The following is a 23,394-nucleotide window of genomic DNA, read 5'->3' as shown; positions in this document are numbered from 1 at the left end:
GGGTGCACGCTGAGCACCCAACCGCGTTTGTGTCGGTTCACAACGTGGAATGGGACGGCATATGGCTGTTGCACGTCTAATGTGTCATATCACCCAAACCTGAAATATCGCGACGCACGACCACATTTCCTAGATTTTGGGCTTGGCTACATTTGGCACCGTGTCAACGAAAGGAAAGCCCCATGACCCGGATTGAAGCATTCGATGTTCGATCCGATGAAGTGACACATTTTGAGGCCTGCCAACGAGACCTTTCCGTCAGCATCGGTCTTCACGAAGAATCACTGACGCTTGATAACCTGGGCGAGTGCCGCGGGGCCGATGCCGTCTCTGTGCTGGGCATTTACCCCGTCGATCATGTGCTATCCGAAGCCCTAGCAGAACGAGGCGTGAAATTCCTGTCCACCCGATCCATCGGTTACGACAACATTGATATCGCCGCCGCGAATGCGGCTGGCATACGTGTGTCTCACATCCTCTACTCTCCGAAGAGCGTCGCTGAGTACACCCTCATGATGCTTCTCATGACGATCAGGCGTATGAAACTCATCCTTGGCCGTGGCGGGATACAGGATTATTCATTAGAGGGATCCGATGGCCGACAGCTCTCGGAGATGACCGTTGGCATCATCGGTGTCGGCAGAATTGGCTCGACGATCGCACGTCTGTTGCAGGCAGCCGAGACGAAACACTCAAGAATTGAAACGGTTCTGGGCCGCAGCTAGCCCTTGGGTAATGATCGACTCGACGGCGTCAGCGGCCACAGCCACCTGAGCAGCCATTTCAGCGCGCTGTCTGGCGGGCACCCGGGCCAGCACCCAGACCGCCGGATCTTGGTGGCCTGGGGGACGCCCGACGCCGAATCTCACCCGAATAAAATCACCAGTGCGTAAGTGGGCTCGAATGGATTTCAGCCCATTATGGCCATTATCTCCGCCTCCCTTTTTGAGGCGCAACTGACCTGGGTCAAGATCGATTTCGTCGTGGACAACAATGAGATGGTCAGGGGTGATTCCGGCAAAGTCCGCGACCTTGCGAACGGCAATGCCCGACTCATTCATGTAGGTACGACTGCGCATCAAGGTGACGATCTGGGCATCGGCAGCCGGTATACCTAAACCCGCCGAACCTACACGGGTGCGAACGAGTTCTGCCCGCTGGCTGCGGGCCGGCGAGAGCTTTTCGCCGGCCCGACGACATAACTCGGCTACGACGTCTACCCCGGCATTGTGCCGGGTGCCGTCATATCGTGGACCCGGATTGCCGAGCCCGATGACGAGCCACGATGGGCTCACTCGTCTGCGACCTTGTCCTCAGACTCGCCTTCAGCGCCCTCTCCCTCGGACTCCTCATCGGCGGGCTCGGACTCCGGGAATACAACAGTGGCGGCAACAGCCTCGGCATCGCCCAGCAGACTGGTGCCTTCGGGGAGCTTGACGTCACCAAGGTAGATGGTGGAGCCAGCCTCGAGATCCGTGACGTCAATCTCGATAACCTCAGGGATATTGAGCAGATCGGCCTGAACCTCAATCTCGTTGAACTCGGTCATAGCGATGGTGCCGGGGGCCGACTCGCCGGTGATCCGCAGAGCAACGTTAACGTCAACCTTCTCACCACGGCGCACAGTCAGGAGGTCGACGTGACGGACGAATCCCTTGAGAACGTCGCGCTGGATGTCTTTCGGCAAAGCGAGCACAGGCTCCTGACCCTCGACCTCGATCGACAGCAGCGGGTTCTCGGTACGTAGAGCCAACAAGGTGGCGTGGCCTTCAAGGGTCACGTGAATCGGATCGTGGTCGTGACCGTACATCACCGCAGGAACCTTATCCTCACGACGGATACGACGCGCGGCACCCTTACCAAACTCGGTACGCTGCTCTGCCTTGAGGTGAATGATATCTGCCATAGTGGCGTCTCCTTCTCGTTGACGTAGAACGGCTCGACGAGAGGAAACCCGGATGGGCGGCCAGTCGATTACGGACCTCACGGTCCCTCGCCAAGCTCAACGAAGCCTACTTCATACAATGCGGGGGTCACAACCTGAGCGACCCAGGTTGCGACCCCCGCCAGACATATTCAGGCTAATCAGTCGATCGCGCCTTCGGATGTCAATTCAGCGTACCGGGACTCCGGGTTAGTCCCCGAGAATGGCTTCCCGACAGCATGCCAGGTGAGATCAGCCCCACACGTAACGTTCTGAGCGTCAACATCTAGCATGACGAATCCCCAGACCAGACGGCCCTGGGTGTGCGGAGCAAGGTCGTAAGGCCCTACCTTTTGTGACAGCTCCCACGACACGGCGTCAACGTAGTCGAAACCATAGGACTGATTAAGATACGTGGCCAACGTACCCTCAGCCTTAATCTCGGCTTTGACCTCCGTCGTCTCACTGCGCTTGACCGTGACGGTATGAGTCACGGGCACAGTGGCATTGGTGCTGTTCTCGACGCTGGCCCCGTCAGTCTGCTTAAACCACCGGCGAGAAGCCGTGACATACACGCCTCGCGTCCCCTGCGGAGTACAACGGGTGCCGGGCTTGTAGTCGTCATTCCACCGCTGTGGCAACTCGAAATTGATGCCGGTGCTCGATGACTCATCGACGGCATGAGCAGGAGCTGCCGAGAGCACGGTGGTCAACGCCACAGCTGCGGTCACCCCGCCCATTACTGCGCGCCGCAACACACTGATCCTCCTTGGCATCTCAGACGTCGTACTGCTCATTGTCGCGGGTGCTGATCCTCACGTGATGCTCCCGCGGCAGGGTGGCGGTGAAATGGTCCCCGCGGCCCTGCCACTTCTTGTCAGCGCCGCAGACCGTGTGCTCCCCCTCGAAGTCAGAAACGATCCATCCGGCCTGCAGAACAGCGGTCTTGCCCGGGGCAATGTCGTAAGGACCGACAGTCTCTCCCACCTCATAGGTAGACGACGTGCTGTAGCTGCTGGAAATGGAAATGTGGATCACATCGAGCAGCGGGAAGTCGATACCTGCAGAAATTGACCAGTTCTTCGTCTTCGTCTCCGTGATGGAGCGCGTCACCGGAAGCGGGGTGTCGTTGTAGTTAGAAATAGTCCACGTTCCAGCGGAGCCATCGAAGTAGCTGCGCACCACGTGGACGGTCTGGCCAGTGTCACCAGGATTGGAACACGCGGCACCAATGGTGGTCGGATTGGCGGCATTCTGGTGCTGCACCGGCAGAGCCTGGGCAGGCATCTGAGCGCCAGCGGCGACAATGGCCCCGGTAGCGAGAGTGGCAACGACTGAGCGAATCATTGTTGTTCCTTCCAAAAAGCAGAAATGACGATCAGCGAGTGGTTTGAGTGGGGACGGGAAGGTTCTTCCACGCATCAGGGGTGACGTCGACGGTGCGTTTACTTCCGTCGGTGCCGGTGATGGTGGCCTCAGCCCAGAATCCGGCAGGCGCAGAGGCCAAGCCGTAGTTGGAGATGATAGAGGCGACGCCGTTCTTACACGCGACCTCGTGGTAGTTCACGCGACGCAGCAACGTGCCATATTCGACGTGAACCTTCTCGCCAGGAGCAAGATCGACGCCTTTGAGCTCGGTCTTGACCGGCAGGTAGGCGCGGTAAATCGCCCCCACGGACTCCAACCATCCACGTGGTGGGCCATACGAGGAGGGGTTCCAGTTCACATATCCGGCGTATTGCGCCCCTACGACAGTGTCAGTAACTGGAGTGAAGTGGTACTGGCCTTTCGACCAGTTGAGGAAATCCTGGGAGTACCCAGGCTGGCGGACAAGAGGATCAATACCGGAGATGTCCAACGGATACCAACCGCTCGCCGAGCACCGCTCGCCCTGCTTGGGCCAGGATGGATCGCGCCACAATGGGCTAGTCGGTTCGACGGGAACATCCTTGCTGGGGTCAGCCAGTTTCTCTAGGTTCGGACCGGCCATGCGAATATCTCGATCATCAACGACTCGACTGGTCTTGCCCGAGCCTCGCGACGGGATAGACAGGGCACGATCTGAGATGGAGCCATCCTTGTGGATGACGAGCGCGTACGCGTATCGCTCTGCTGGCGCGGTGCCCTGGATGACGCCCGCACCCCCGCTCGGCTGAAGGTATCCGTCTCGGCACCCCAGGAACATGCCGACAAAGTTCTTGACGGTCACACCGTACTCAACGCGGAACGACTCTCCAGGGCCAAGTTTGACGGGACCGAAAGTCTCCTTATCTTCCCACCCGTTAGAGGCGACGATCCCCAACTCCGTCTTAAGGGTGGTGTTCCAGTTCGGAGGAAGCTTGGATGCCGAGTTGGAATCGATCTTGTGATTTGTAGACGTCTTCACGCTGGCGCTGTAGTTGACAACCTGATTGGTTCGGTTCGTGAACTGCAAGGTCCCGTCAGACTGGTAGTGGCGGCTCGTCTCGCCGTAGTGCCAGTCAGGGATCACGGAACCGCTACACGGATGAAAGAGGCCAGGAACTGGATAAGCTTGAGGCTTACTCGTTTCCCTGGCCCCTGCGGCGTGAGCCCCGCTCGTGGCACACGCTGCTAATGCGACAACTGTCGCCAGCGCACCCGCGCAACAGGCCCTCACCGTCCTGATGGGCCACATATTTCCTCCAATCGAGGCAGGTCGGGCTCGTAGCATCGGCACGCTCCCGGCCAAGATCTGATCTTTACGGATGAACCGTATCAACCGGGAGGGTCACCTCGACCAACCTCAAGGGACGCGACATTGCGTCCCTTGTCAGAGGCAATTTTCAGCGGAACAGACTCGTCACCGACCCGTCCTCGAAGACCTCCTGAATCGCCTTAGCGATAAGCGGAGCGATGGACAACAGCGTCATGGCGGGAATGTTGATGTCGTCGCGAATCTTAAGGGTATTCGTGACGATCAGCTCCTCAATAGGAGAGTTATTGATGCGCTCAGCAGCCGGATCAGACAAAATCGGGTGGGTAGCAGCCGCGATGACCCGCTTGGCACCGTGCTTCTTGAGGGCCAAAGCCGCCTGACACATCGTGCCTGCAGTGTCAACCATGTCGTCTACCAACAGGCATGTCTTGCCCTCGACCTCACCGACAACCTCATGAGTGGTTGTTTCATTGGCCTTATTCGGATCACGACGCTTATGGATAATGGCCAGCTGGCAGCCGAGCTTGTCGGTCCACATGTCAGCCAGACGCACCCGACCGGCGTCGGGAGACACCACAACCATGTCGGAATTGTCGTACTTGGAAGCGACGTAATCAGCGAGCACCGGGAGCGCCCACAGGTGGTCCACCGGGCCATCAAAGAATCCCTGGATCTGGGCGGCGTGCAGATCGACTGACATGATGCGATCGGCACCGGCAGCCTGATAGAGATCAGCCATGAGTCGGGCGGAAATGGGCTCGCGACCCAGGTGCTTCTTGTCCTGCCGGGCGTAGGGGTAGAACGGCGAAACCACCGTAATGCGCTTGGCCGAAGCCCTCTTGAGAGCGTCGATCATGATGAGCTGCTCCATCATGGCCTCGTTCACCGGCGCACTGTGGGACTGGATGACGAAAGCGTCACAGCCTCGCACGGATTCCTGGAACTGCACGTAAATCTCCGAGTTCGCATACGTCACCTGACGCGACGGGACAAGATCAACGCCAAGTTCAGCAGCGATTTGCTCAGCAAGTTCGGGATAAGCCCGTCCTGAGCAGATCATGAGGTGCTTGTTGTTCGGACGGGTGGTTCCACTCACTGGTCAGCCTCCGGGGTCTGGATGTCGTCTTGGCTGTCGGACGTGACGTCCGAGTCGGTGGCGGGAGCGGCGCACTCCCGGGAAAGGACGGATCCGGCAACGATGGAGGATCCTGCGGTCACTTCGGAATCGCCAACATAAGCCATGTGGGGTATGGCTGCTTCTGTTCCGACGTGAGTGTTCTTAGTTTCGACGAAGGCTCCAACTTTGACGTCGCGGTCAAGGACCGAACCAGGACGGATATTGGAGAACGGACCGACCCGCACACCCTCACCGACGACGGCAAGGGTGACCTCGGAGCGGGTGACGGTAGCTCCCGAACGAATTTCGGAGTCTGTCACGGTGACGTCCGGACCGACAGTGGCCCCAGCACCAATAGTGGTGGCCCCATTGAGGAAAACCCCGGGATACAACGTGACGTCATTAGCAAGGTCAACATCGGGTTGAATCCACGTCGCCGAAGGATCGAGGACGGTAACCCCGGCGCGCATCCATCCAGTGACGATGCGGCGATTGACCTCAGCGTTCATACGAGCCAGCTGGACCCGGTCATTGACCCCCTCGGTCTGCCACACATCGTCGATCCGGAATGCACCGACGCGACCGCGTCCAGGAACCTCGACAGTGCCGTCAGCAGCCATCGTGACGACGTCGGTCAGGTAATACTCACCCTGGGCGTTGTCGTTAGAAAGCTGTGCGACGCCGGCGCGCAAGGCTTCGGCGTCGAAAACATAAATACCGGAATTGATCTCGCGAATTGTTCGCTGAACCTCGTCGGCGTCTTTATGCTCGACGATGCCGACCACGTCCTCGCCGTCGCGCAGGATGCGCCCATACCCGGTGGGATCGTCGACCTCGGCGGTCAGAACCGTGACGAGGTTGCGGCGTTCGCGGTGAACGTCAACCATTCGTTGCAGGGTCTCACCAGTGAGCATAGGAACGTCGCCATAGGTGACAACGACTTCGCCCTGAAGCTCACCCAACCCCTCGAGACCACATGCAACGGCATGGCCGGTCCCCTTTTGCTCCGCCTGGACGGCCGTCGTGACGTCTGGGGCATCCTCAGCCAGATGAGCCTCGACCTGATCGCGACGATGCCCGACAACCACGACGAGATGCTTCGGGTTGAGTCCACGAGCTGCCCCAACTGCCCACGACAGCATTGGCCGACCTGCAACCTCGTGCAGCAGCTTGGACTTCGTCGATTTCATGCGAGTGCCACCGCCAGCGGCCAACACGATGACAGCGGCTACTCCGTCGATCTCGGCTCGGTCAGTAGACGGGCTCGGCGTCACGGTGCTCCCCCAGGTTCGAATGTGGCATGCAGGATTTACTCTAGCCGCCACTTGGTGAGACCGCACCGTCGCGAGCGGATTAAGCGGGCTCCCCGGGCAGGAGTCGAACCTGCGTCGCTAGTCCTGATTCAAAGTCAGGCGGGCCCTGCCGACAGACCAACCGGGGAACGCTCGGCGAACCGAGTCCCCATTACCATAGAGCATCAGCGGCAATTCGGCCATGTGGCCACGCTGGGTACCCTCAGTGTCATGACGCCGGAGTTCGACCCATCACCTTCACAACCATCGTCCCCGCAACGCCGCGCACGGATGACCAGCGGCCAGCGTCGTGAACAACTCATCAACGTGTCCCGTCGACTCTTCGCGGATAATGGCATGGCTGGAACTTCCGTCGAAGAGATCGCCGCCACCGCAGGAGTCTCCAAGCCGGTCATTTACGAGCACTTTGGATCCAAAGACGGACTGTATGCCGTCGTCGTAGACCGCGAAGTGCGCCACCTGCAAGATTCCCTTAACATCGCCATGACCCAGCCACGGCAAGGCCCAAAACGCACCCTCGAATCAGCGGTCTTGGCATTGCTGGACTACATCGACGACCGTCCCGACGGGTTTCGGATCATTTCGCGAGACTCCTCGGTCGGCTCAACGACCGGTTCCTACGCATCAATCCTGTCTGACGTCGCCTCGTGGGCCGAGGGAATCCTGGCCGAGAACTTCAACCACCACGGCTTCGACGCCTCGTACTCTTACCTGTACGCCCAAGCCCTCACCGGCATGGTCGGCATGGCCGGTCAGGCGTGGCTCGACACCCGGCAACCGGCCAAAGAGGTTGTCGCTGCCCATCTCGTCGATCTGGCTTTCAACGGACTGGCCCGTCTGTCAGAAAGCCCCCGTCTCAGCCGCCGCACCGAGCACGACAACCCTCATCCCAGCTCTTCTTGACGGGCTAGCACAGCGCGCAAACCATGTCCAAGCTGTTCGACGACGTGAGGATCCATTGAGTCGAGTAAGCGACCCTCTGACTCCAGCAGCGCCGCCAAGGCCCCATCGACCCGGTCACGCCCCTCGTCAGTGAGTTCGACGATGACTCCGCGGCCGTCGTTAGGATGGGGAAGCCGACGCACCAGACCGCGATCTGACAGCCTAGTGATGCGATTTGTCATCGTCCCCGACGCCACCTCAAGTTCATTAAGGAGTTGGCCTGGGCTGAGCTGATAAGGCTCACCGGAACGCCGTAACGCTGCTAATACGTCAAACTCCCAACCTTCGAGGTCCCACTGCGAAAACGCCTTAGCGCGATCACGATCCAGGCGACGGGCAAGTCTCGTGACACGCGACCACACCTCCATCACCTCGACAGGCAAGTCAGGACGCTCCCTGGCCCACGCCGCGATAATGCCGTCAACCGCGTCTTTGCGCGGCGAATCCTGGCGTGACGTGTGCTGCTGAGACGTGTTCTGATGCGACCGGTCTGTCATGCGAAACTCCCCACAGGACCGGGCAACAGTTGCGCTCCAGCGGCTGGACCACGGGCTATTCGTGTGCGATCAACCTGGGAAAGGCGAGACAGCGCAGCGCTGACTATCTTGGCACTAGCGGCATCCGGGACGAGGAAAGCACACGTCGGCCCTGATCCAGACACCAGGCCGGTCAGCGCACCAGCTTGCCGCCCAACCGTGAGCACCTCCTCAAGCTCGGGTCGAAGGTCAATGGCGGCGGCCTGTAAATCATTGCTCAGACTGTCAGCAACAGCGTCAATATCACCGCGCGTCAAGGCCGAAATGAGGTCATTGGGCACTATTTCCCCCGCCCGGCTGCCACCCAGCTCGTCGAAACGACGGTAGACGGCCGGGGTGGATAGCCCGCGAGTCGATGTTGCGAAAACCCAGCGATGGCGTCCCCGGCAGATGACCGGCGCAAGACGGTCTCCTCGGCCTCGCCCGAGCGCCACACCACCGGTTAGGCAAAACGGCACGTCAGAACCGAGTCGGGCAGCTAGCGGTTGTAATTCCTCGGGAGAATCGGGGAGTCGGCACAGCGCGGCTGCAGCGACAAGGGCGCCAGCAGCATCAGCTGATCCGCCAGCCATCCCCCCGGCCACCGGAATCGACTTATCGACGTGAATATCAACGCCGTGACGGCGGTCCCCCCATTCTGCAGCACATTCGTTGCGGATAAGGTCAACTGCCTGCCATGCCAAATTCGTCTCGTCCGTGGGAACCTGGTCAGCGTCTTCTCCCGAGACGGTGAGGGTGATGCGCGAATCGTCGCGGCGAGTCAGCGTCACCTCATCGTAGATACTGATCGCCTCAAAGATCGTCGCCAATGGGTGAAAACCGTCGGGCGCACGGCTACCGACCCCGAGCGCCAAATTGACCTTGGCGCTGACCCGCACCGTCACGGTCGTTGGCCGGAGCAAGTCGAACGGATCGTCCATCATCACCATGTGCTTACAGTACCGGCAGAAGTTCACACCTGATCGAGGCTGCCAAGGACACCAGCCTGCGCGAGAGCTTCTGCAACCCGGGCGAGATCGCCGATATCGAGTGCTTCACCACGTGCCGTCGGATCAATTCCAGCCGCAGTAATGAGAGCGGACGCCGCCGATGATCCACCGCACAATCCGGCCAGAGCTGAGCGCAACATTTTGCGTCGGGAGGCGAACGCTGCGTCGACAACCCGGAAGACTTGGGAGCGGGTCGCGTGCGGGCCACGTCGGTCGATCTGAGGGGGGCATCGTCTCGTCATCCGAACTAGTCCAGAATCCACATTGGGCACCGGCCAAAAGACTGTCGGTGGAACACTTCCGACCCGGACTGCCTCGGCATACCACGCAAGCTTGGCGCTGGGGACCCCGTAGATCTTGGAGCCCGGAGCAGCAACGAGCCGGTCAGCGACCTCCGACTGCACCATGACGACGCCGGTGCGCCACTGCGGGCAGATTTCCAGCATGTGCAACAGCACCGGAACCGCAACGTTATAGGGCAAATTCGCCACCAGGGCGGTAGGTTCTGCGCCGGGAATAGTCGTGACGTCGAGGGCGTCGGCGACCACGACATCTAACCTATGTGCAGCCTCAGGCATCCGCTGGAAGACGGTGTCGGGAAGCTGATTGGCCAGCACCTCGTCGATCTCAATAGCGACGACGTGGGCACCGGTCTCCAACAACCCCAAGGTGAGCGACCCCAATCCGGGGCCGATCTCAATGATCCGATCCTGGGCGCTCACCTGCGCCAGCGAGACGATCCGACGCACGGTATTGGCGTCGTGGACGAAATTTTGTCCCCGGGTTTTGGTCGGTCGCAAGCCAATCTGGTGGGCAATGCTTCGCACCGACGCCGGATTGAGCAGTCCGGTATCACTCACCAGGCACCTCCGTAAGCGGCAAAAGCGTTATCGGTGAATTGCTGACACGCACGGACTTCATCCCAGCCACGCTGCTGTGCGACAAAGCGCGCAGTGTAAGGCAGCAGATACGGTCCGTTGCGTTTACCACGGCGTGGCGCAGGGGTGAGGAACGGCGCGTCAGTCTCGACGAGAATGCGGTCGTCCGGCGCAATCGCCAGTGCCTGTCGTTGTGGACCAGCTGAATTGAAGGTGATGGTCCCTGAAAATGACAGATACGCTCCGTGGTCGAGACAGACCCGAGCCAGCTCGGCGTCACCGGAGTAGCAATGCATGATGACCCGATCAGGCCAGCCTTCCGCGTTGAGAATGTCGACGACGTCATCGTGGGCTTGACGCCCCGACGTCGGCCCGTCACCCTCACCCCCATTGCGGGCGTCGCGCATGTGGATGGCCAAGGTGAGCCCGTGGGCGTGGGCCATCGCAATGTGAGCGGCAAAGACCTCGCGCTGCAACGCATGACCGGCAGCGTCAGTGGTGCCGAAATGGTCGATGCCTGTCTCACCTATAGCGCGAACATGGTCGCCGGTACTAGCGAGCTCGTCGATCCGCTTTAAAGTATCAGCGATCTTTGCCCTCCCCAGATGCACAGCGTCATTAGGGTGAATGGCGACCGCAGCGATGACGTTGTGGTGTGTCCGGGCCAACTCCTCGGCGAACTCGGACCCCTCGACGTCGCACCCAATCTGGGCAATACGAGTCACGCCGACCTCGCGTGCGGCTGCCAAGCTGATCGCCGGTTCGATGCCGGCGACGTCCTGCACGGTATCAAGGTGGGTGTGACAATCCACGATCGGGTACGCCAGTGGCTCGGGTAGAGGCGGCAGTCCAGCCTCGTCCAACACCTCGCGGATAGCTTCGTTCACTATTCCTCCTTGTCAGCGGCCACCTTGTCAGTTGCCACGGCATTCTGCGTTGCGTCGTAGAGGTCGTGTCGGTCAACGCCGGTCGCTCGGGCCACCTGAGCGACGGCTTTGGATCGTTTCATACCATCGGTGGTGAGTTCTGCGACCATCGTGACAGCCTCGTCGAGGCTCATAACGACAGCGTGCGCTCCCTCAATGACAACCGTGATTTCCCCACGGGCGTGGTCGCGGGCCCAGTCGGCCAACTCACCCAACCCGCCACGCCGAACCTCCTCATAGGTCTTCGTCAGCTCTCGACACACCGCGGCGCGTCGATCAGAGCCGAGGATATCGGCAGCATCGTCAAGGAGATCAGCGAGCCGGTGGGGAGCCTCATAGAGAACTGCGGTGCGCGGCTCTTCAGCCAGCTCGGCTAATCGACGACGCCTCTCCCCCGACTTGCGTGGCAAAAATCCCTCGAAGCAGAACCGGTCAGTGGGCATACCGGAAATAGCGAGGGCCGTTGTGACGGCAGTAGGTCCGGGAACCGCCGTGACGACGATGCCGTGCTCGATCGCGGCGCTGACAAGTCGATATCCCGGATCTGACACCGACGGCATTCCGGCATCGGTAGCAACGACGACGTCGTCGCCGTCTAGCAGACAGTCGATAAGTTCGGAGGTGCGCGCGGACTCGTTGCCTTCAAAATAAGACACCACATGGGCGGAGGTCTCGATGTCAAGGCTGCGCAGCAGATCACGCAGCCGACGGGTATCTTCGGCAGCGATAATGCGGGCATCTCGCAAGGTGTCAATAAGTGCGGGCGAGGCGCTGCGGCGGTCACCGATGGGGGTGCCTGCCAAGATAACTCGTCCCGGTTGTGTCGTGCTCACCGAGCCATCGTCCCACGCCGGGCCGACGAGAGTGTCCTACCAACCCTTTACGATGGCACCGTGCCAGCAACGAGAAGATCGACGATCGAACGCCTTGACGACGGTCGAATGACCGACGAGTACCCGAGCTGGATTATCACGGCCCTCATCACACTCCTCGCCTTCCTGCTGCGGGTGTGGAACGTCGGATTCCCCAATAACCTCGTCTTTGACGAAACCTATTACCCCAAAGATGCCTGGACAATGCTCCATCAAGGCTACGAGGGCAGCTGGCCCGACGCAGCCACAGCCAATGCTGACATTGTCCGCGGGGTCACGAATACCTGGACGCCGGATGCCGAGTTTGTCGTCCATCCGCCTGCCGGTAAATGGCTTATCGCAGTCGGAGAGCAGCTGTTCGGCTTTAATTCCTTCGGTTGGCGATTCGCCTCCGTGGTTTTCGGGTCCCTGCTCGTCCTCGTGACGATCCGACTGGCTCGGCGTCTCTCTCGCTCCACCATGGTTGGCGCAATTGCCGGTATCTTGCTAACCCTCGATGGTTTGGCCTTCGTCATGAGTCGAATCGGTCTCCTCGATATCTTCCAAGCGTTCTTCCTGATGGCGGGGGTCTGCGCTGTGGCCGCTGACCGAGATTGGTTCCGTCACCGGCTGGCCGATCATTTACGCACCATCGGCAAACCACACCTCGACGCAGAATTTGGCCCGGCGCTGGGGTGGCGACCCTGGCGCCTCGTCGCTGGCATCATGTTCGGCCTAGCCTGTGGCACAAAGTGGAACTCAGTGTTTGTGCTGGCAACAATGGGCATCGTCTCCGTCGTGTGGGATTGGTCGGCACGCCGTTTAGCCGGTTCCGGACGAAAGGCCTGGTGGTCGTTTCTGCGCGATGGGGTACCGGCCTTCGGGTACCTCGTCATCGTCGCCGTCCTGACGTACCTCGCCACGTGGGCGAAGTGGCTAGCCACCTACCCGCGCATCGTCTTCGGAACATCGTGGGCAGGCCCCAATCCGGATCCGGGCCTCTCAAAGGTGGTCGGAACACCATTGGCCGCGCTATGGGACTACCACAGGCAGATGTACGACTTTCACACCGGTTCGTACATGATGACCCAAACCCATACCTATGCCGCGAATCCGTCCGGGTGGCTGATAAACCAGCGGCCGCTGGGCGTCGACGCCGTCAACGACATCAAGCCCGGCCAGCAGGGCTGCGAAGCTGTCGGTGACACCTGTCTGCGTGTCATCTCCGCGACAGGAACCCCGGTGCTGTGGTGGTTCGCAGCTGTCGGCCTGGTAGCTGCTGTGATCTGGTGGGTCTTCGCCCGTGATTGGCGGTTCACGCTACCGATCGTCGCCATGATGTCGACGTGGATTCCGTGGTTCCGTTATGACGACCGCCCGCTGTTTTTCTTCTACGCGATCTGCATCATCCCATTCACCGTCACGATCCTGGCGATCTGGCTCGGCCGGATCCTTGGACCAGCCAAAGCCACAAGTCGACGCCGTATCGGTGCGATGGTGGTCGGCACCGTCATGGTTCTGGTTGCCGCGAATTTTGCCTTCATCTATCCGATCCTTACTGACGGCCTCATAACCCGTAAGGCATGGTTGGCGAGAATGTGGTTCCGCTCCTGGATCTAAGCAGCCCACCGGGAGCAGACAGATGCTGCCGGACCGATACGCTGAGGCTCCGGAAGGGACCCAACCCTGGAAGGACGCCAATGATCTGGAAACTGCACAATCACGGTGTACTGGAACCAGGCGAGGTGGTGGCCCCCGACGAAAGACTCAGCTGGGGCCGTACCATCGGCCTAGGAGCCCAGCACGTGGTTGCCATGTTCGGAGCGACCTTCGTTTTCCCCGTTCTTATGGGGCTCAATCCGCAGTTGGCGGTCATGATGTCGGGCGTGGCAACGCTGATATTTATCTTCGTTACCAAACATGAGGTGCCGTCCTATCTCGGCTCCTCGGCAGCGTTTCCTGGAGTGGCGACTGCTATCTATGCCTCGGGCGGTAAACCCAATGACGTTTCAGGTGCCCTACTGTGTGTCGGCCTGACTCTGTTAATGTGCGGCATCATCATCCAGGCCGCCGGATCTCGGGTCGTTCATAAGGTTCTGCCGCCGACAGTGACCGGCGCGGTCGTCATGCTCATCGGGTTCAACCTCGCCCCGGTCGTCGCCAAAACCTACTGGCCCACCGATCAGTGGACCGCGCTCATCGTCATGGTGCTCGTTATTGGGCTGTCAGTCGGGCCGCGTGGATTTGTGTCCCGGATCGCCATTTTCCTTGCTCTGGTGATCGGCTATGTGCTGTCGTGGATCGAAGATCTGGTTCTTGGTCCGCTGCACCACCCTGATGGCAGCGTCGCCCCACGAGTGGACTGGTCTGCAGTGCATGATTCCGCGTGGATCGGTCTGCCTCCTGTGACGAACCTGGACACCTGGCAATACCTGCCTCAGGCTCACAACGGCTCCCACTACGCGTCGACGAATGTCGTCGGGTTTCACCTGCCCGCCTTCCATCTGGCCTTCATTTTGCTAGCCCTGCCGGTCGTCATCGCCCTCATCGCGGAGAACACCGGCCACGTCAAGGCCGTCGCTGAGATGACCGGCAAGAATCTCGACCATCAGGTTGGGCGAGCGGTAGCTGCCGATGGCGCAACCTCGATGTTGGCGACCTTTCTCGGGGCAGGACCAACGACCACATACTCGGAAAACATCGGCGTCATGGCCGCGACGAGAGTGTACTCGACGGCTGCATATGTCGTAGCCGCCGTCGTAGCGATCCTTTTCGGTTTTTCCCCGAAATTCGGCGCCGTCATCTCGGCAACACCTGGCGGTGTCTTGGGCGGCATCACCGTCGTCCTCTACGGGATGATCGGTCTACTCGGGGCGAAGATCTGGAAGGAAAACGAGGTCGATTTCGGTAACCCGGTAAACCTCGTCCCGGTCGCGGCTGGGATCATCATCGGCGTCGGCGACGTGTCGCTGCAGTTCAGCGAGTCCTTCACCTTGGGCGGCATCGCCCTCGGCACCATTGTCACCGTCGGCGTCTACCACCTAGCTAAATGGCTGGCACCAGACGAGCTGTCTGACGCGGCGGGCGGCACCACCATCATCCTTGATACCCCCGGGATGTATGTCGACGAGGACGCCCCCAGTCACCGCAATAACAACGAGAATGAGCGACGCCGTACGCAGTAGGCTTACCGCGCAGATGTCAGAGGAGGCGATCAATGTCAGCACCATTCCAGCCCAGGAGCACCGCGTCAACGAGTGCAAGGACCCATGGCGGAACCTCACCACTGGCGACCGGACCAATTGCCGACACCAAACCTGGCATCGTCGACATCAGATGGTTCGAGCAAGGAGCTCCGGCTGACCCGGAGCATCAGCCGGACGTCGAAACCACGCTGTCGTGGCTAGATGGCCACCCAGAGCGTCTCGGGATCATTGTCGAGCAGAGCCCCAACCGCACCCAGATAAAACGGTTAGTTGACCTCATGAGCCTGGATCCACTGCTAGCGGAGGATCTCGTCGAAGGCCATCAACGGCCCAAACTGGAGCGCCACGGAGAGGCCTTATTTCTCGTACTGCACCCGCCGTTCTACATTGATTCAATCGAGGACGTCGCCTTTGTTGAAGCCGAAGTCATTAAGCGGCGCAACTGCGTGGTTGTCATCGTGCAGCGCATACCCGACGAGTTGTCGAGCCTACGGTGGACCCCTCGCCTACCTAAGGATGAGGAGCTCCTGCGTCACGGCCCCGAGTCAGTGCTGTACACGATCCTTGACGGCGTGGTCGATCAGACGTTCCCCGTCATCAGCGGCATCCAGTTCGACATCGAGCAAATCGAGAGGCAGGTGTTCAGCGGGGACTCTGCAGCCCCCGAACGCATCTACCGTCTGTCGCGGGAGGCCATCGACCTGCAACACGCCACCAACCCCCTCATTCCGATCATTGCCGCGCTCAGAGCGGGATCGGCCAAACATCAAGTCCCGCCAGAGTTGCAGGCTTACCTGGCTGACGTCGCCGACCACCTAGCCCGGATCTCCTCACAAATCACTGACATTCGTGAGCTCCTTACCCAGATCCTCACCGTCAACGCAACCCTCGTCGACCAACGCTCGAACGAGGACCTCAAGATCATCTCTGGCTGGGCGGCTATTCTCGTCGTCCCCACTCTCATCGGGTCGATTTATGGCATGAACTTCGACTACATGCCGGAGTTACATTGGCGATTCGGTTATCTTTTCTGCATACTCGCAATGATCGGAAGCAGCGCTATCCTGTACGCCATATTCCGCAAGAATAATTGGTTGTAACTAGAACTTACCGTCGAGCCGTGGATGCATATCGGCGTCGAACGGAATCGCTCAGCCTACTGGAAAGATCGTTCACTGTCTGCGCGCGTAGCGCTTGCCGCCAAGCGTTGTCCGCGGCGAGCATGGCCGACTTGACAGTGCAATCCGCCACACACTCGCTCGGGTCAGCTGCACCTGTTCCCTGCCGCCGGATCTCCGTGCAGACAAAACTTGACCGGGTGCCTTCGATGGCTTCAACAATGTTGAGCAGGGTAATGCGTTTGGGATCGGACGCCAGCCTGTACCCGCCGGCTGGCCCTGGCACAGCATCTAGGACTCCCGCCGCAACCAGCTTGGTGAGCTGCTTGGCCAGGTATGCCTCCGGCAATCCGAAGTGATCTGCAATCGCTCGTCGCCTCACCAAACCACCATTGGCCTGAGCGAGAAGCAGGCAGACGTGGACGCCCCATTCGACTCCAGCCGACATCGTCATAAGCCCAGCATAACCGTGGCTATTATGGACATATGACATCCACGATAAAGACGGATGGTTGGCTCCTGGCCACCGTCCTCACCGCCACGTTCATCGGGCAGTTCGACTTCTTCGTGGTTAATGTGGCCGCCCCCGATATTCAGTCAGACCTGGCAGCAACCAACACGCAATTGGAATTAGTGGTAGCCGGGTATGCCTTTATGTATGCGTCCGGGCTGATTACTGGCGGGCGCCTCGGCGATCTTCACGGGAGGCGGCGGGTATTCATCACAGGGCTGGTGGCATTCGCCATAACGTCGACACTGTGCGGGCTGGCCCCCAACGTCATGACTCTCATCGTCTGCCGGGCGTTGCAAGGGCTGAGCGCCGCGGTGTTGTTGCCTCAGGTGCTTGCCTTCATCAGCACCGCTATTCCCGCTCCCCGGCGGGGATGGGCCATGGGATGGTTCGGCGTCGCATCGGGAATCGGGTCGATTGCAGGCCAAGGGCTAGGAGGGTTCCTCGTCGAGGCTAACCTGTGGCACCTCCGTTGGCGCCTGGTCTTCCTGGTAAACGTACCCATCATGGTCATCGCTATCGTGGCGACGCTAACGTGCGTTCCTCCAACGCCGCGACGGATCGACGACGCTGTCGATGTGGGCGGGGCAACGGCGATCTTCGTCGGCATGGCTGGTCTCATGGGAGCCGCCCTGCTCACCCAGCATCATCGTGGCCCAGCAGCCGTCACCGCCGGGGTTGCTGGGATCGCGATCCTTCTCGCAGCGATTCGGTGGCAGGTGGTGCGAGTGCAGCGCGGCAAGACAGTAACGCTGGACCCCACACTGTTCATGATCCGCTCGATGCGGTGGGGAGGCATCGCCTGCGCCGCCTTCATGGCCTACTTTGCAAGCTTCATGTTCGTGCTGACGGTGGTCTTGCAACGGCATAGCGGCTTAGACCCGATCGCCGCTGGTCTGGTGTTCGTTCCGTCCGGCGCCACCTTTATGCTCGGCTCTCTGACGGGATCTCGCTGGATTCCGCAGCATTTACGGCAAGGACTCATCAGTGGCTGCGCCATGACCGGGCTGGGATTGACGGTGACGCTCGCCGCCACGACAACCGGGGTGCCCGCCGATGACCTGCCTTGGTGGCTCGTCGTCGCCGTCAGCCTCACCGGATTCGGCAACGGCTTCGTGCTGCCCACCCTCACCGGGTTATCCCTATCCGAGGTGGACCCTAACCGCGCGGGAATGGCCAGTGGCGTCGTCACCACCTTGCAACAGTTCGGGGCATCCCTGGGAGTCGCCGCAGTCGCAGCTCTGTTCTATGCCATCGCGGGCGCGGCGTCGCTACGCCAAGGCATGGCGGCTGCCGTACTCGTGCATCTAGCCCTCCTTGTTATCGTTGGCGCGACCTGCCTGACGGCGACCCGTCGTCACCCGGTACAGACCCGAGGATAGGTGCGGTGGTGAAGTGGGTCCTCCACGCGACGCCCCGGTGCCCGCCAGTCAATGTCCCAAGAAGGCGAGAGCCGCGGCGACTGCGGCCTGGGTACCCGTCGTCAGGGTCGGCTGCAGCGCCGGGGCGAATCCCGGGTTGTGGTTGGGGAGCACATCCTGGTCAGCAGTGAAAGCACCGAATCCCCAGTAACAGTAAGGCGCACCAAGCGCATCGGGAATGATGGAGAAATCTTCGGAGGCAGTTTGCGGGTTGAGCGTCTCAACACGCCCCTCGCCCAGGCCCCGCACCAGCCCCTTGGTAACCGTTTCGTACACTGCCTGGTCATTATCAGTCAGCGGGTACGTGTCGAAAACCTCGATTCTCGGTTGCTGAGGTGCCCGCATCCCCTCACATTCGCTATCGACGATGCGTGTAATCGCCTCGATGATGTGGTCACGGATGTCCTCATCGTAGGCCCGCACATTAACCTGCAGGGTGGCCTCGGCGGGAATGACATTGGCGGAGTTGCCGGCGTGCAGGCTGCCGACGGTGACCACGCCGAAGTCGCTGGGAGCGATCTCACGGGCGACGATCGACTGCAGCCGTACCACGATGTTGCTAGCCAGCAGCACAGGGTCTATACCCAGGTGCGGCATAGACCCGTGAGAGCCCTTCCCGAAGACTGTGATCCGAAGGCTGGCTGCAGTGGATAGCACAGGGCCAGCTGCCGTACCGACATGACCCGAGACAAGGTCGCCTAGTACGTGCTGCCCTAGGGCGACGTCGGGTTTGGGAATCACGCCGCCAAGGTTGTCGTCGACCATCGCCTTCGCGCCAGCAGCGATCTCCTCACCGGGCTGGAACAGTGCGATGTAGGTGCCAGACCAGGCATCGCGATGGTTGGCCATCAGGCTCGCTGCGCCCAGGGCTGCGGCAGTGTGCATGTCGTGTCCGCAGGCATGCATCACAGGGGTGGTCTCGCCGTCTATCGTGGTGCCGGTATCGGTGGAGGCGTAGTCCAAGCCGGTGTTCTCCTTCACCGGCAGGGCGTCGAAATCGGCGCGAAATAGCACCGTCTTGCCGGGACCGTTCGCAAGCACGCCGACGAGACCCCCACCGACCTCGTGCACGTCATAGCCGAATTCGGCAAGCTTGTTGGCGATGACTGTACGCGTGCGCTGCTCCTGCATACTCAGTTCAGGGTGACGATGAAGGTCCTTGTACAAGTCCTCTTGCCATGAGGTAATGGCCTCGGCGGATGCGAGGACGTCGTCGATCGTCATAGTTTCCCTTTTTCTGAATTCTTATTGTGAGCGGTCCGCCTCAGAGTCGCTAGTGGTCAAGCTCGAACCCGGCAACCGGGTGTCGCCCCGTGATAGACGACCGTATTCCAGACACGGCATCTCGCCAGGGCCACATACACGACCAGGGCATTACCGCATACGCTCGCAAGGTGCAACGGGCTGTCGACCTGTGCAGTGGTGATCGGAGCCATGCCTCCCCTCTACAGCACCCTGTTCCCCTCATGAATATCACCCAGTCCGTTCCAGGGTCGACCCTTCTCACGGGCGTCGATGTATCACGCCGCGGCACATCACGAAGTCCACACGCTCAGTCAGGCTAATGTCATCGACAGGGTTGCCGGGCATCGCCACCAGGTCGGCAGCGGCACCGACGCGCACGACGCCGAGGTCGTCACGTCCCAGCATCTCTGCTGCAGTCGACGTCGCGGCCTGCAACGCGCGCAGCGGTGTCAGTCCGGCATTGACCATCGCTTGAAACTCAAGCACGCCGTAACTAAACGGGAACATGCCACAGTCGGTGCCGTACACGATCTTCACCCTGCTCGCGGCCAGCAACCGTTGTGAGGCGAGAATCTGATCAGCGTCTCGTTGGAACTTCCAGACGGCCTGATCTGGCAGCGTGCCAGCTTCAAGCTGGGCTAGATCCTCTTGGGTCATCTGCATCGTCGGTACGACGTACACCCCGGCTTCGACGGCCATGTCAATGGCCTCTTGGTCGATGAGATAGGCATGCTCCAAACTCCGTACGCCAGCTCGAATCGCCTGGCGACACGCCTGCGCGCTACCGGTATGCACCGCGACCGGCATACCGAGCTGTGTAGCCGTGGCGCACAGTGCTTCGAACTCGTCATCGAACCACGTGACATGAGTGGGGTCGTCCGCCACACTGAAATATCCCCCGGCGTTGACCGTCTTGACCCAGTCTGAACCAACTGAGTGTTCGTGGCGCACCAGACGGCGAACTGCATCCGGCCCATCAGCGGTCGCCGACAGCGGCAGGTTCCACCGCGACGGGTAGAAGCCGCTCAGATCACCGTGGCCACCGGTAGAGCTGAGAATGTGGGACGCAACTACGAGACGCGGCCCTGATACCGTGCCGGCGTCCAAGGCATTGCGCAGATCGATTGTGGGATTCTCTGGGTCCATCGTGCCCAGGTCTCGCAGGGCGGTGAACCCGTGCTGCAGGTATTCGTTTGCTAACCCCAGCCCAGTCAGGGCCTTCGTCGCCGTCGAGCCCAACGACTGCATGGCCAACGTCGGAGCGTCCATTGTCAAGTGGACATGACTGTCGATGAAGCCAGGTGCCACGACTCGGTCACCCAAGTCGATAACGTCGACGCCAGCCGATCGCTTCACCTGGTGACCAATATCCGCGATACGCCCATCACGGATCAGGATTTCCGTCAGACCACCCACGTCAGGCGACCAGCCGTCAAAAACACCAGCACACTTCACCACGAAACCGGTCATGACAAGAGTCTTTCTCACAACTCAGGTCCATGTCACGAAATGATTGGCCCGTGCGCTCATCGATCCTGAATCACCGGGGCATCCTGCTACGCCCCTACATCCCATCCGCCTCGCCAGACCTGTTCATCTTTGTCAGCGAGGTTTCTTGATGGTGGACCTGGCGGGAGGCTTGTCGAAACTTGCCCCGCCGCTGGGTTACATGAGGTCACTGCACCGAACGATCCGCAGTCGCGCAGGGCGGCCTACCCAACGTGAGTCAGCACCGGCAAGTGCACACCGCAGCATCGGTAGCGAGACACTCGACACTCTGGAACGGCGGTATCACGATGGCGAGGCGCTGCGCGCGATCGCGAACGATGTCGGTATGAGCCGTCACCGGCTGGCGTCACTGCTTCGGGGGCGAGGCGTCCGTATCCGCGGAGCGTCTCCTTCTTCCGCAGAAGTTCGAGAGATGGCCCGGCTCTACCGTGCCGGCGAATCACTCAAACGCATTGGTGGGGGCTTGGGGTTCTCAGCTGGCACGATTCGGAACCACTTGCTCACCGCCGGCGTGACTCTGCGTAGCCCACAGGCCCGTGTTCGATAAAGGAGGCAACGAGTTGGGCTGTGGGTGCCTCAGGGTGACGCCCTACTTGGAGTCAGCGATCGGTACACGGGCCACAGCGACACTGAATCCCATGGTGACTAGTTGACGGCCTTGCTGCATCAGGTTCAGCTTGCTGAAGAACGGGAGCCAGTCGCGTCCCTCGCGAGTCGAGTTAGCGATTACTGCGTACGTGACGCGGTACCGTGATCTATCTACCGTCTCGTCGGCTCTCGGCACGAGCCGGAGCCATGTCTCGCGCGACTCCGCCGCGACCTCATCCTCAATCAGTTGGCGGACTTGGGTTCGGAACGCCCCGTCGTTGATGAAGGTGGAGGCGGAGACGCTTCCTTGCGCGAAGAGGTGGCTCAATGTTGCGGAGCGGGACTTACGCTTGACGTGGATCAGGTCACCCTGGTCGGAGAGGACGTCACAGAACTCTATGCCGCTGCTAGCACCGCCAGGCCGTTTGATGCGTGCGTCCAATTTCAGCAGGTGCTGTGGCGAGGACGCCGCCAGGCGAGTGTTGTAGTCGGCTTCGATTTCACCTGAACGTGCCGGCGGAAGGGTCACGTGCGTGTCTGGTAGGCCAGCAGCAAACGCGTCTACTTCCTCGACGAGCGTGGAGCTGACAGCGAACCAGCGTCCTTCGATGAGGACATGAAGGCGGCTATCGAGCCGCTGTTCGGTCACGATGCATTGATAGAGGTTCCATCGCTTGTCGAAGTTCCCTGAGCGTCCGAACCGGACGGAGACAGACCTAGTCTTTAGGTGCTTCAGCGTGATTGTGGTGCGGGCTTCGCCAAGTCGGCTCAGGTAATCATCGAGGTCCAGGTCTTCGTAGACGTGGCTGCGAGTTCCGGCGATCGTGAATCCGTCGATGTCCTCCCAGTCGATCGTCTCTGGCATGGCGAGGTGTGTCGACCCAGTTGACCCAGTCCGCAGTTGCGCTACAAGAAGGTCGTTTAGTGCGTCGACAGTAGCGTCATCCCGCACGAGTGAGAGCTGGTCGATCCAGCCGAAGTCCGTCTTGTAGTCATCCGCGGCGAACGCAGCCAAGAGGTCGTCGCAGATGGCAGGAAGTTCCAACGATGGGGTCTTGACACCCATGACAAGTGAGTCCGCTCCAGCGATTCTCTTGGAGAATGTTTGGTCGCGGGGTTCGCCGGTTACCGCGCGCAGAATGTCTCGGGAGATGTCGACACCAAAGGTCGGCAGCTCAGCACTCTTGCTCACTTGAGTGTTGGTTGACACGACAAGATCCTCGAACGTCTTGGTGTCGAGGCTGCGGATCTGGCGAGGATCGATGCGGTTGAGCGCGACGCGTAGACCGAATTGGTACTCGATCTTCGAGAGGTCGACCAATGATCGCCCGTATCCGAAGGTGAGCGCGAAGATGCGGCCGCTCGTCCGGAGGAGCAGCAGGGCCGATGTGGAGACTGAGCGGATGCCACTGAGTTGGTCCGTCAGTAGAGGTTGCACGAATCCAACCCATGCCGGCACGGATGGCTGGGGCTTAACGTAGAAGAAGCGGCCGTCGATACCGGTGGATGGGTCGATCTCGACGGTCAGACTTGGCTTGTCCGGGTCGAGGGCGTCGTCGAAGTCGGCGATGCCCTCTCGCAGGAGGTAGAACGTGAGCCGTCTCGTTTTCATGATGCTCCTGTCGGCGGTGACGGAGCTGCCT

Annotated in this window: 23 protein-coding genes and 1 tRNA gene; 7 read left to right on the top strand and 17 right to left on the bottom strand. The window is 60.5% G+C overall.

Annotated features, from left to right (window positions below; translation table 11 throughout):
- Positions 1-182 precede the first annotated feature (182 nt).
- On the top strand, positions 183-725 hold the full coding sequence (locus tag FYJ43_RS03730; protein ID WP_154561955.1) for an NAD(P)-dependent oxidoreductase: 543 nt from the start codon (positions 183-185) through the stop codon (positions 723-725).
- On the opposite strand, the gene pth is transcribed toward FYJ43_RS03730, so the two are convergent.
- The 8 genes from pth to FYJ43_RS03690 all read right to left on the bottom strand — a co-directional run bounded on the left by pth (position 693) and on the right by FYJ43_RS03690 (position 7,159).
- Positions 693-1,295, bottom strand: coding sequence for an aminoacyl-tRNA hydrolase (gene pth / locus FYJ43_RS03725; protein ID WP_326833287.1), 603 nt, complete (start codon positions 1,293-1,295; stop codon positions 693-695). The genes FYJ43_RS03730 and pth overlap by 33 nt on opposite strands.
- The gene (locus FYJ43_RS03720; RefSeq protein ID WP_154561953.1) at positions 1,292-1,906 is read right to left on the bottom strand and encodes a 50S ribosomal protein L25/general stress protein Ctc; all 615 of its coding nucleotides are present in this window, start codon (positions 1,904-1,906) and stop codon (positions 1,292-1,294) included. Before FYJ43_RS03720 ends, pth begins: the two co-directional genes overlap by 4 nt.
- A 179-nt stretch (positions 1,907-2,085) precedes the next feature.
- The gene (locus FYJ43_RS03715; protein WP_154562276.1) at positions 2,086-2,700 is read right to left on the bottom strand and encodes a hypothetical protein; all 615 of its coding nucleotides are present in this window, start codon (positions 2,698-2,700) and stop codon (positions 2,086-2,088) included.
- A 1-nt stretch (position 2,701) separates the two neighbouring features.
- The gene (locus tag FYJ43_RS03710; RefSeq protein ID WP_154561951.1) at positions 2,702-3,271 is read right to left on the bottom strand and encodes a hypothetical protein; all 570 of its coding nucleotides are present in this window, start codon (positions 3,269-3,271) and stop codon (positions 2,702-2,704) included.
- Positions 3,272-3,302: 31 nt separating this feature from the next.
- Positions 3,303-4,580, bottom strand: coding sequence for a hypothetical protein (locus FYJ43_RS03705; RefSeq protein ID WP_154561950.1), 1,278 nt, complete (start codon positions 4,578-4,580; stop codon positions 3,303-3,305).
- 148 nt (positions 4,581-4,728) lie between these two features.
- A complete protein-coding gene (locus FYJ43_RS03700) occupies positions 4,729-5,697 on the bottom strand; it encodes a ribose-phosphate diphosphokinase (RefSeq protein ID WP_326833286.1) in 969 nt (322 codons plus the stop codon).
- Positions 5,694-6,992 carry a bifunctional UDP-N-acetylglucosamine diphosphorylase/glucosamine-1-phosphate N-acetyltransferase GlmU gene (glmU, locus tag FYJ43_RS03695; RefSeq protein WP_326833285.1) on the bottom strand — a complete coding sequence of 433 codons (1,299 nt, stop codon included), beginning with the start codon at positions 6,990-6,992 and terminating at the stop codon, positions 5,694-5,696. The genes FYJ43_RS03700 and glmU overlap by 4 nt, the downstream gene beginning before the upstream one ends.
- An 88-nt stretch (positions 6,993-7,080) precedes the next feature.
- Positions 7,081-7,159 (bottom strand) — tRNA-Gln (locus FYJ43_RS03690).
- A gap of 142 nt (positions 7,160-7,301) precedes the next feature.
- Here FYJ43_RS03690 and FYJ43_RS03685 point away from each other — a divergent pair.
- Complete coding sequence (locus tag FYJ43_RS03685) at positions 7,302-7,934, top strand: TetR/AcrR family transcriptional regulator (protein WP_154562270.1); 633 nt, start codon at positions 7,302-7,304, stop codon at positions 7,932-7,934.
- Here the strand turns inward: FYJ43_RS03685 and FYJ43_RS03680 are convergent.
- From FYJ43_RS03680 to rsmI, 5 genes are read right to left on the bottom strand one after another with little or no spacing between them, the layout of a single operon-like run.
- The gene (locus tag FYJ43_RS03680; protein ID WP_154561949.1) at positions 7,916-8,470 is read right to left on the bottom strand and encodes a MarR family winged helix-turn-helix transcriptional regulator; all 555 of its coding nucleotides are present in this window, start codon (positions 8,468-8,470) and stop codon (positions 7,916-7,918) included. The two genes, FYJ43_RS03685 and FYJ43_RS03680, sit on opposite strands and share 19 nt — an antisense overlap.
- Positions 8,467-9,438, bottom strand: a complete 972-nt coding sequence (locus FYJ43_RS03675) for a 4-(cytidine 5'-diphospho)-2-C-methyl-D-erythritol kinase (protein ID WP_154561948.1) — start codon at positions 9,436-9,438, stop codon at positions 8,467-8,469. The genes FYJ43_RS03680 and FYJ43_RS03675 overlap by 4 nt, the downstream gene beginning before the upstream one ends.
- A gap of 23 nt (positions 9,439-9,461) precedes the next feature.
- Entirely contained in the window at positions 9,462-10,358 is an 897-nt protein-coding gene (gene rsmA, locus FYJ43_RS03670; RefSeq protein WP_326833284.1) for a 16S rRNA (adenine(1518)-N(6)/adenine(1519)-N(6))-dimethyltransferase RsmA, read from the bottom strand.
- Positions 10,355-11,263, bottom strand: a complete 909-nt coding sequence (locus FYJ43_RS03665; RefSeq protein ID WP_326833283.1) for a TatD family hydrolase — start codon at positions 11,261-11,263, stop codon at positions 10,355-10,357. Before FYJ43_RS03665 ends, rsmA begins: the two co-directional genes overlap by 4 nt.
- Positions 11,263-12,135, bottom strand: a complete 873-nt coding sequence (gene rsmI / locus FYJ43_RS03660) for a 16S rRNA (cytidine(1402)-2'-O)-methyltransferase (protein ID WP_326833282.1) — start codon at positions 12,133-12,135, stop codon at positions 11,263-11,265. Before rsmI ends, FYJ43_RS03665 begins: the two co-directional genes overlap by 1 nt.
- Positions 12,136-12,243: 108 nt before the next feature.
- On the opposite strand from rsmI, the gene FYJ43_RS03655 reads away from it, so the two are divergent.
- From FYJ43_RS03655 to FYJ43_RS03645, 3 genes are all read left to right on the top strand, one after another.
- Positions 12,244-13,773 (top strand): dolichyl-phosphate-mannose--protein mannosyltransferase, encoded by a 1,530-nt coding sequence (locus FYJ43_RS03655; protein WP_154562262.1) that lies wholly within the window; start codon positions 12,244-12,246, stop codon positions 13,771-13,773.
- A gap of 80 nt (positions 13,774-13,853) precedes the next feature.
- Positions 13,854-15,338, top strand: a complete 1,485-nt coding sequence (locus FYJ43_RS03650) for a uracil-xanthine permease family protein (protein WP_154561946.1) — start codon at positions 13,854-13,856, stop codon at positions 15,336-15,338.
- Positions 15,339-15,439: 101 nt separating this feature from the next.
- Positions 15,440-16,459, top strand: coding sequence for a magnesium and cobalt transport protein CorA (locus FYJ43_RS03645; RefSeq protein WP_154562266.1), 1,020 nt, complete (start codon positions 15,440-15,442; stop codon positions 16,457-16,459).
- A 7-nt stretch (positions 16,460-16,466) separates the two neighbouring features.
- Here the strand turns inward: FYJ43_RS03645 and FYJ43_RS03640 are convergent, their stop codons facing one another.
- A complete protein-coding gene (locus FYJ43_RS03640) occupies positions 16,467-16,931 on the bottom strand; it encodes an RrF2 family transcriptional regulator (RefSeq protein ID WP_154561945.1) in 465 nt (154 codons plus the stop codon).
- 32 nt (positions 16,932-16,963) lie between these two features.
- Between FYJ43_RS03640 and FYJ43_RS03635 the strand changes: the two genes are divergently transcribed.
- Positions 16,964-18,370 (top strand): MFS transporter, encoded by a 1,407-nt coding sequence (locus FYJ43_RS03635; RefSeq protein WP_154561944.1) that lies wholly within the window; start codon positions 16,964-16,966, stop codon positions 18,368-18,370.
- Positions 18,371-18,418: 48 nt separating this feature from the next.
- Here FYJ43_RS03635 and FYJ43_RS03630 read toward each other — a convergent pair whose 3' ends face one another.
- Positions 18,419-19,633 carry an amidohydrolase gene (locus FYJ43_RS03630; RefSeq protein WP_154561943.1) on the bottom strand — a complete coding sequence of 405 codons (1,215 nt, stop codon included), beginning with the start codon at positions 19,631-19,633 and terminating at the stop codon, positions 18,419-18,421.
- Between the two features lie 279 nt (positions 19,634-19,912).
- A complete protein-coding gene (locus tag FYJ43_RS03625; protein WP_154561942.1) occupies positions 19,913-21,124 on the bottom strand; it encodes a metal-dependent hydrolase family protein in 1,212 nt (403 codons plus the stop codon).
- 148 nt (positions 21,125-21,272) lie between these two features.
- On the opposite strand from FYJ43_RS03625, the gene FYJ43_RS03620 reads away from it, so the two are divergent.
- Positions 21,273-21,710, top strand: coding sequence for a hypothetical protein (locus FYJ43_RS03620; RefSeq protein ID WP_154561941.1), 438 nt, complete (start codon positions 21,273-21,275; stop codon positions 21,708-21,710).
- Between the two features lie 42 nt (positions 21,711-21,752).
- Here FYJ43_RS03620 and FYJ43_RS03615 read toward each other — a convergent pair whose 3' ends face one another.
- Positions 21,753-23,363 (bottom strand): DUF6119 family protein, encoded by a 1,611-nt coding sequence (locus tag FYJ43_RS03615; protein WP_154561940.1) that lies wholly within the window; start codon positions 23,361-23,363, stop codon positions 21,753-21,755.
- Positions 23,364-23,394 lie beyond the last annotated feature (31 nt).

This window comes from Cutibacterium porci, assembly GCF_009696315.1.
GTDB lineage: Bacteria > Actinomycetota > Actinomycetes > Propionibacteriales > Propionibacteriaceae > Cutibacterium > Cutibacterium porci.
The sequence above is the reverse complement of the archived record's forward strand: the minus strand, read 5'-3'. Positions and strand labels throughout refer to the sequence as shown.

Coding starts and splice junctions, on each gene's coding strand:
- FYJ43_RS03730 (WP_154561955.1), top strand. CDS start 183: ATGACCCGGATTGAAGCATTCGATGTTCGATCCGATGAAGTGACACAT.
- FYJ43_RS03720 (WP_154561953.1), bottom strand. CDS start 1,906: ATGGCAGATATCATTCACCTCAAGGCAGAGCAGCGTACCGAGTTTGGT.
- FYJ43_RS03715 (WP_154562276.1), bottom strand. CDS start 2,700: ATGCCAAGGAGGATCAGTGTGTTGCGGCGCGCAGTAATGGGCGGGGTG.
- FYJ43_RS03710 (WP_154561951.1), bottom strand. CDS start 3,271: ATGATTCGCTCAGTCGTTGCCACTCTCGCTACCGGGGCCATTGTCGCC.
- FYJ43_RS03705 (WP_154561950.1), bottom strand. CDS start 4,580: ATGTGGCCCATCAGGACGGTGAGGGCCTGTTGCGCGGGTGCGCTGGCG.
- FYJ43_RS03685 (WP_154562270.1), top strand. CDS start 7,302: ATGACCAGCGGCCAGCGTCGTGAACAACTCATCAACGTGTCCCGTCGA.
- FYJ43_RS03680 (WP_154561949.1), bottom strand. CDS start 8,470: ATGACAGACCGGTCGCATCAGAACACGTCTCAGCAGCACACGTCACGC.
- FYJ43_RS03675 (WP_154561948.1), bottom strand. CDS start 9,438: ATGGTGATGATGGACGATCCGTTCGACTTGCTCCGGCCAACGACCGTG.
- FYJ43_RS03655 (WP_154562262.1), top strand. CDS start 12,244: ATGACCGACGAGTACCCGAGCTGGATTATCACGGCCCTCATCACACTC.
- FYJ43_RS03650 (WP_154561946.1), top strand. CDS start 13,854: ATGATCTGGAAACTGCACAATCACGGTGTACTGGAACCAGGCGAGGTG.
- FYJ43_RS03640 (WP_154561945.1), bottom strand. CDS start 16,931: ATGACGATGTCGGCTGGAGTCGAATGGGGCGTCCACGTCTGCCTGCTT.
- FYJ43_RS03635 (WP_154561944.1), top strand. CDS start 16,964: ATGACATCCACGATAAAGACGGATGGTTGGCTCCTGGCCACCGTCCTC.
- FYJ43_RS03630 (WP_154561943.1), bottom strand. CDS start 19,633: ATGACGATCGACGACGTCCTCGCATCCGCCGAGGCCATTACCTCATGG.
- FYJ43_RS03625 (WP_154561942.1), bottom strand. CDS start 21,124: ATGACCGGTTTCGTGGTGAAGTGTGCTGGTGTTTTTGACGGCTGGTCG.
- FYJ43_RS03620 (WP_154561941.1), top strand. CDS start 21,273: ATGGTGGACCTGGCGGGAGGCTTGTCGAAACTTGCCCCGCCGCTGGGT.
- FYJ43_RS03615 (WP_154561940.1), bottom strand. CDS start 23,363: ATGAAAACGAGACGGCTCACGTTCTACCTCCTGCGAGAGGGCATCGCC.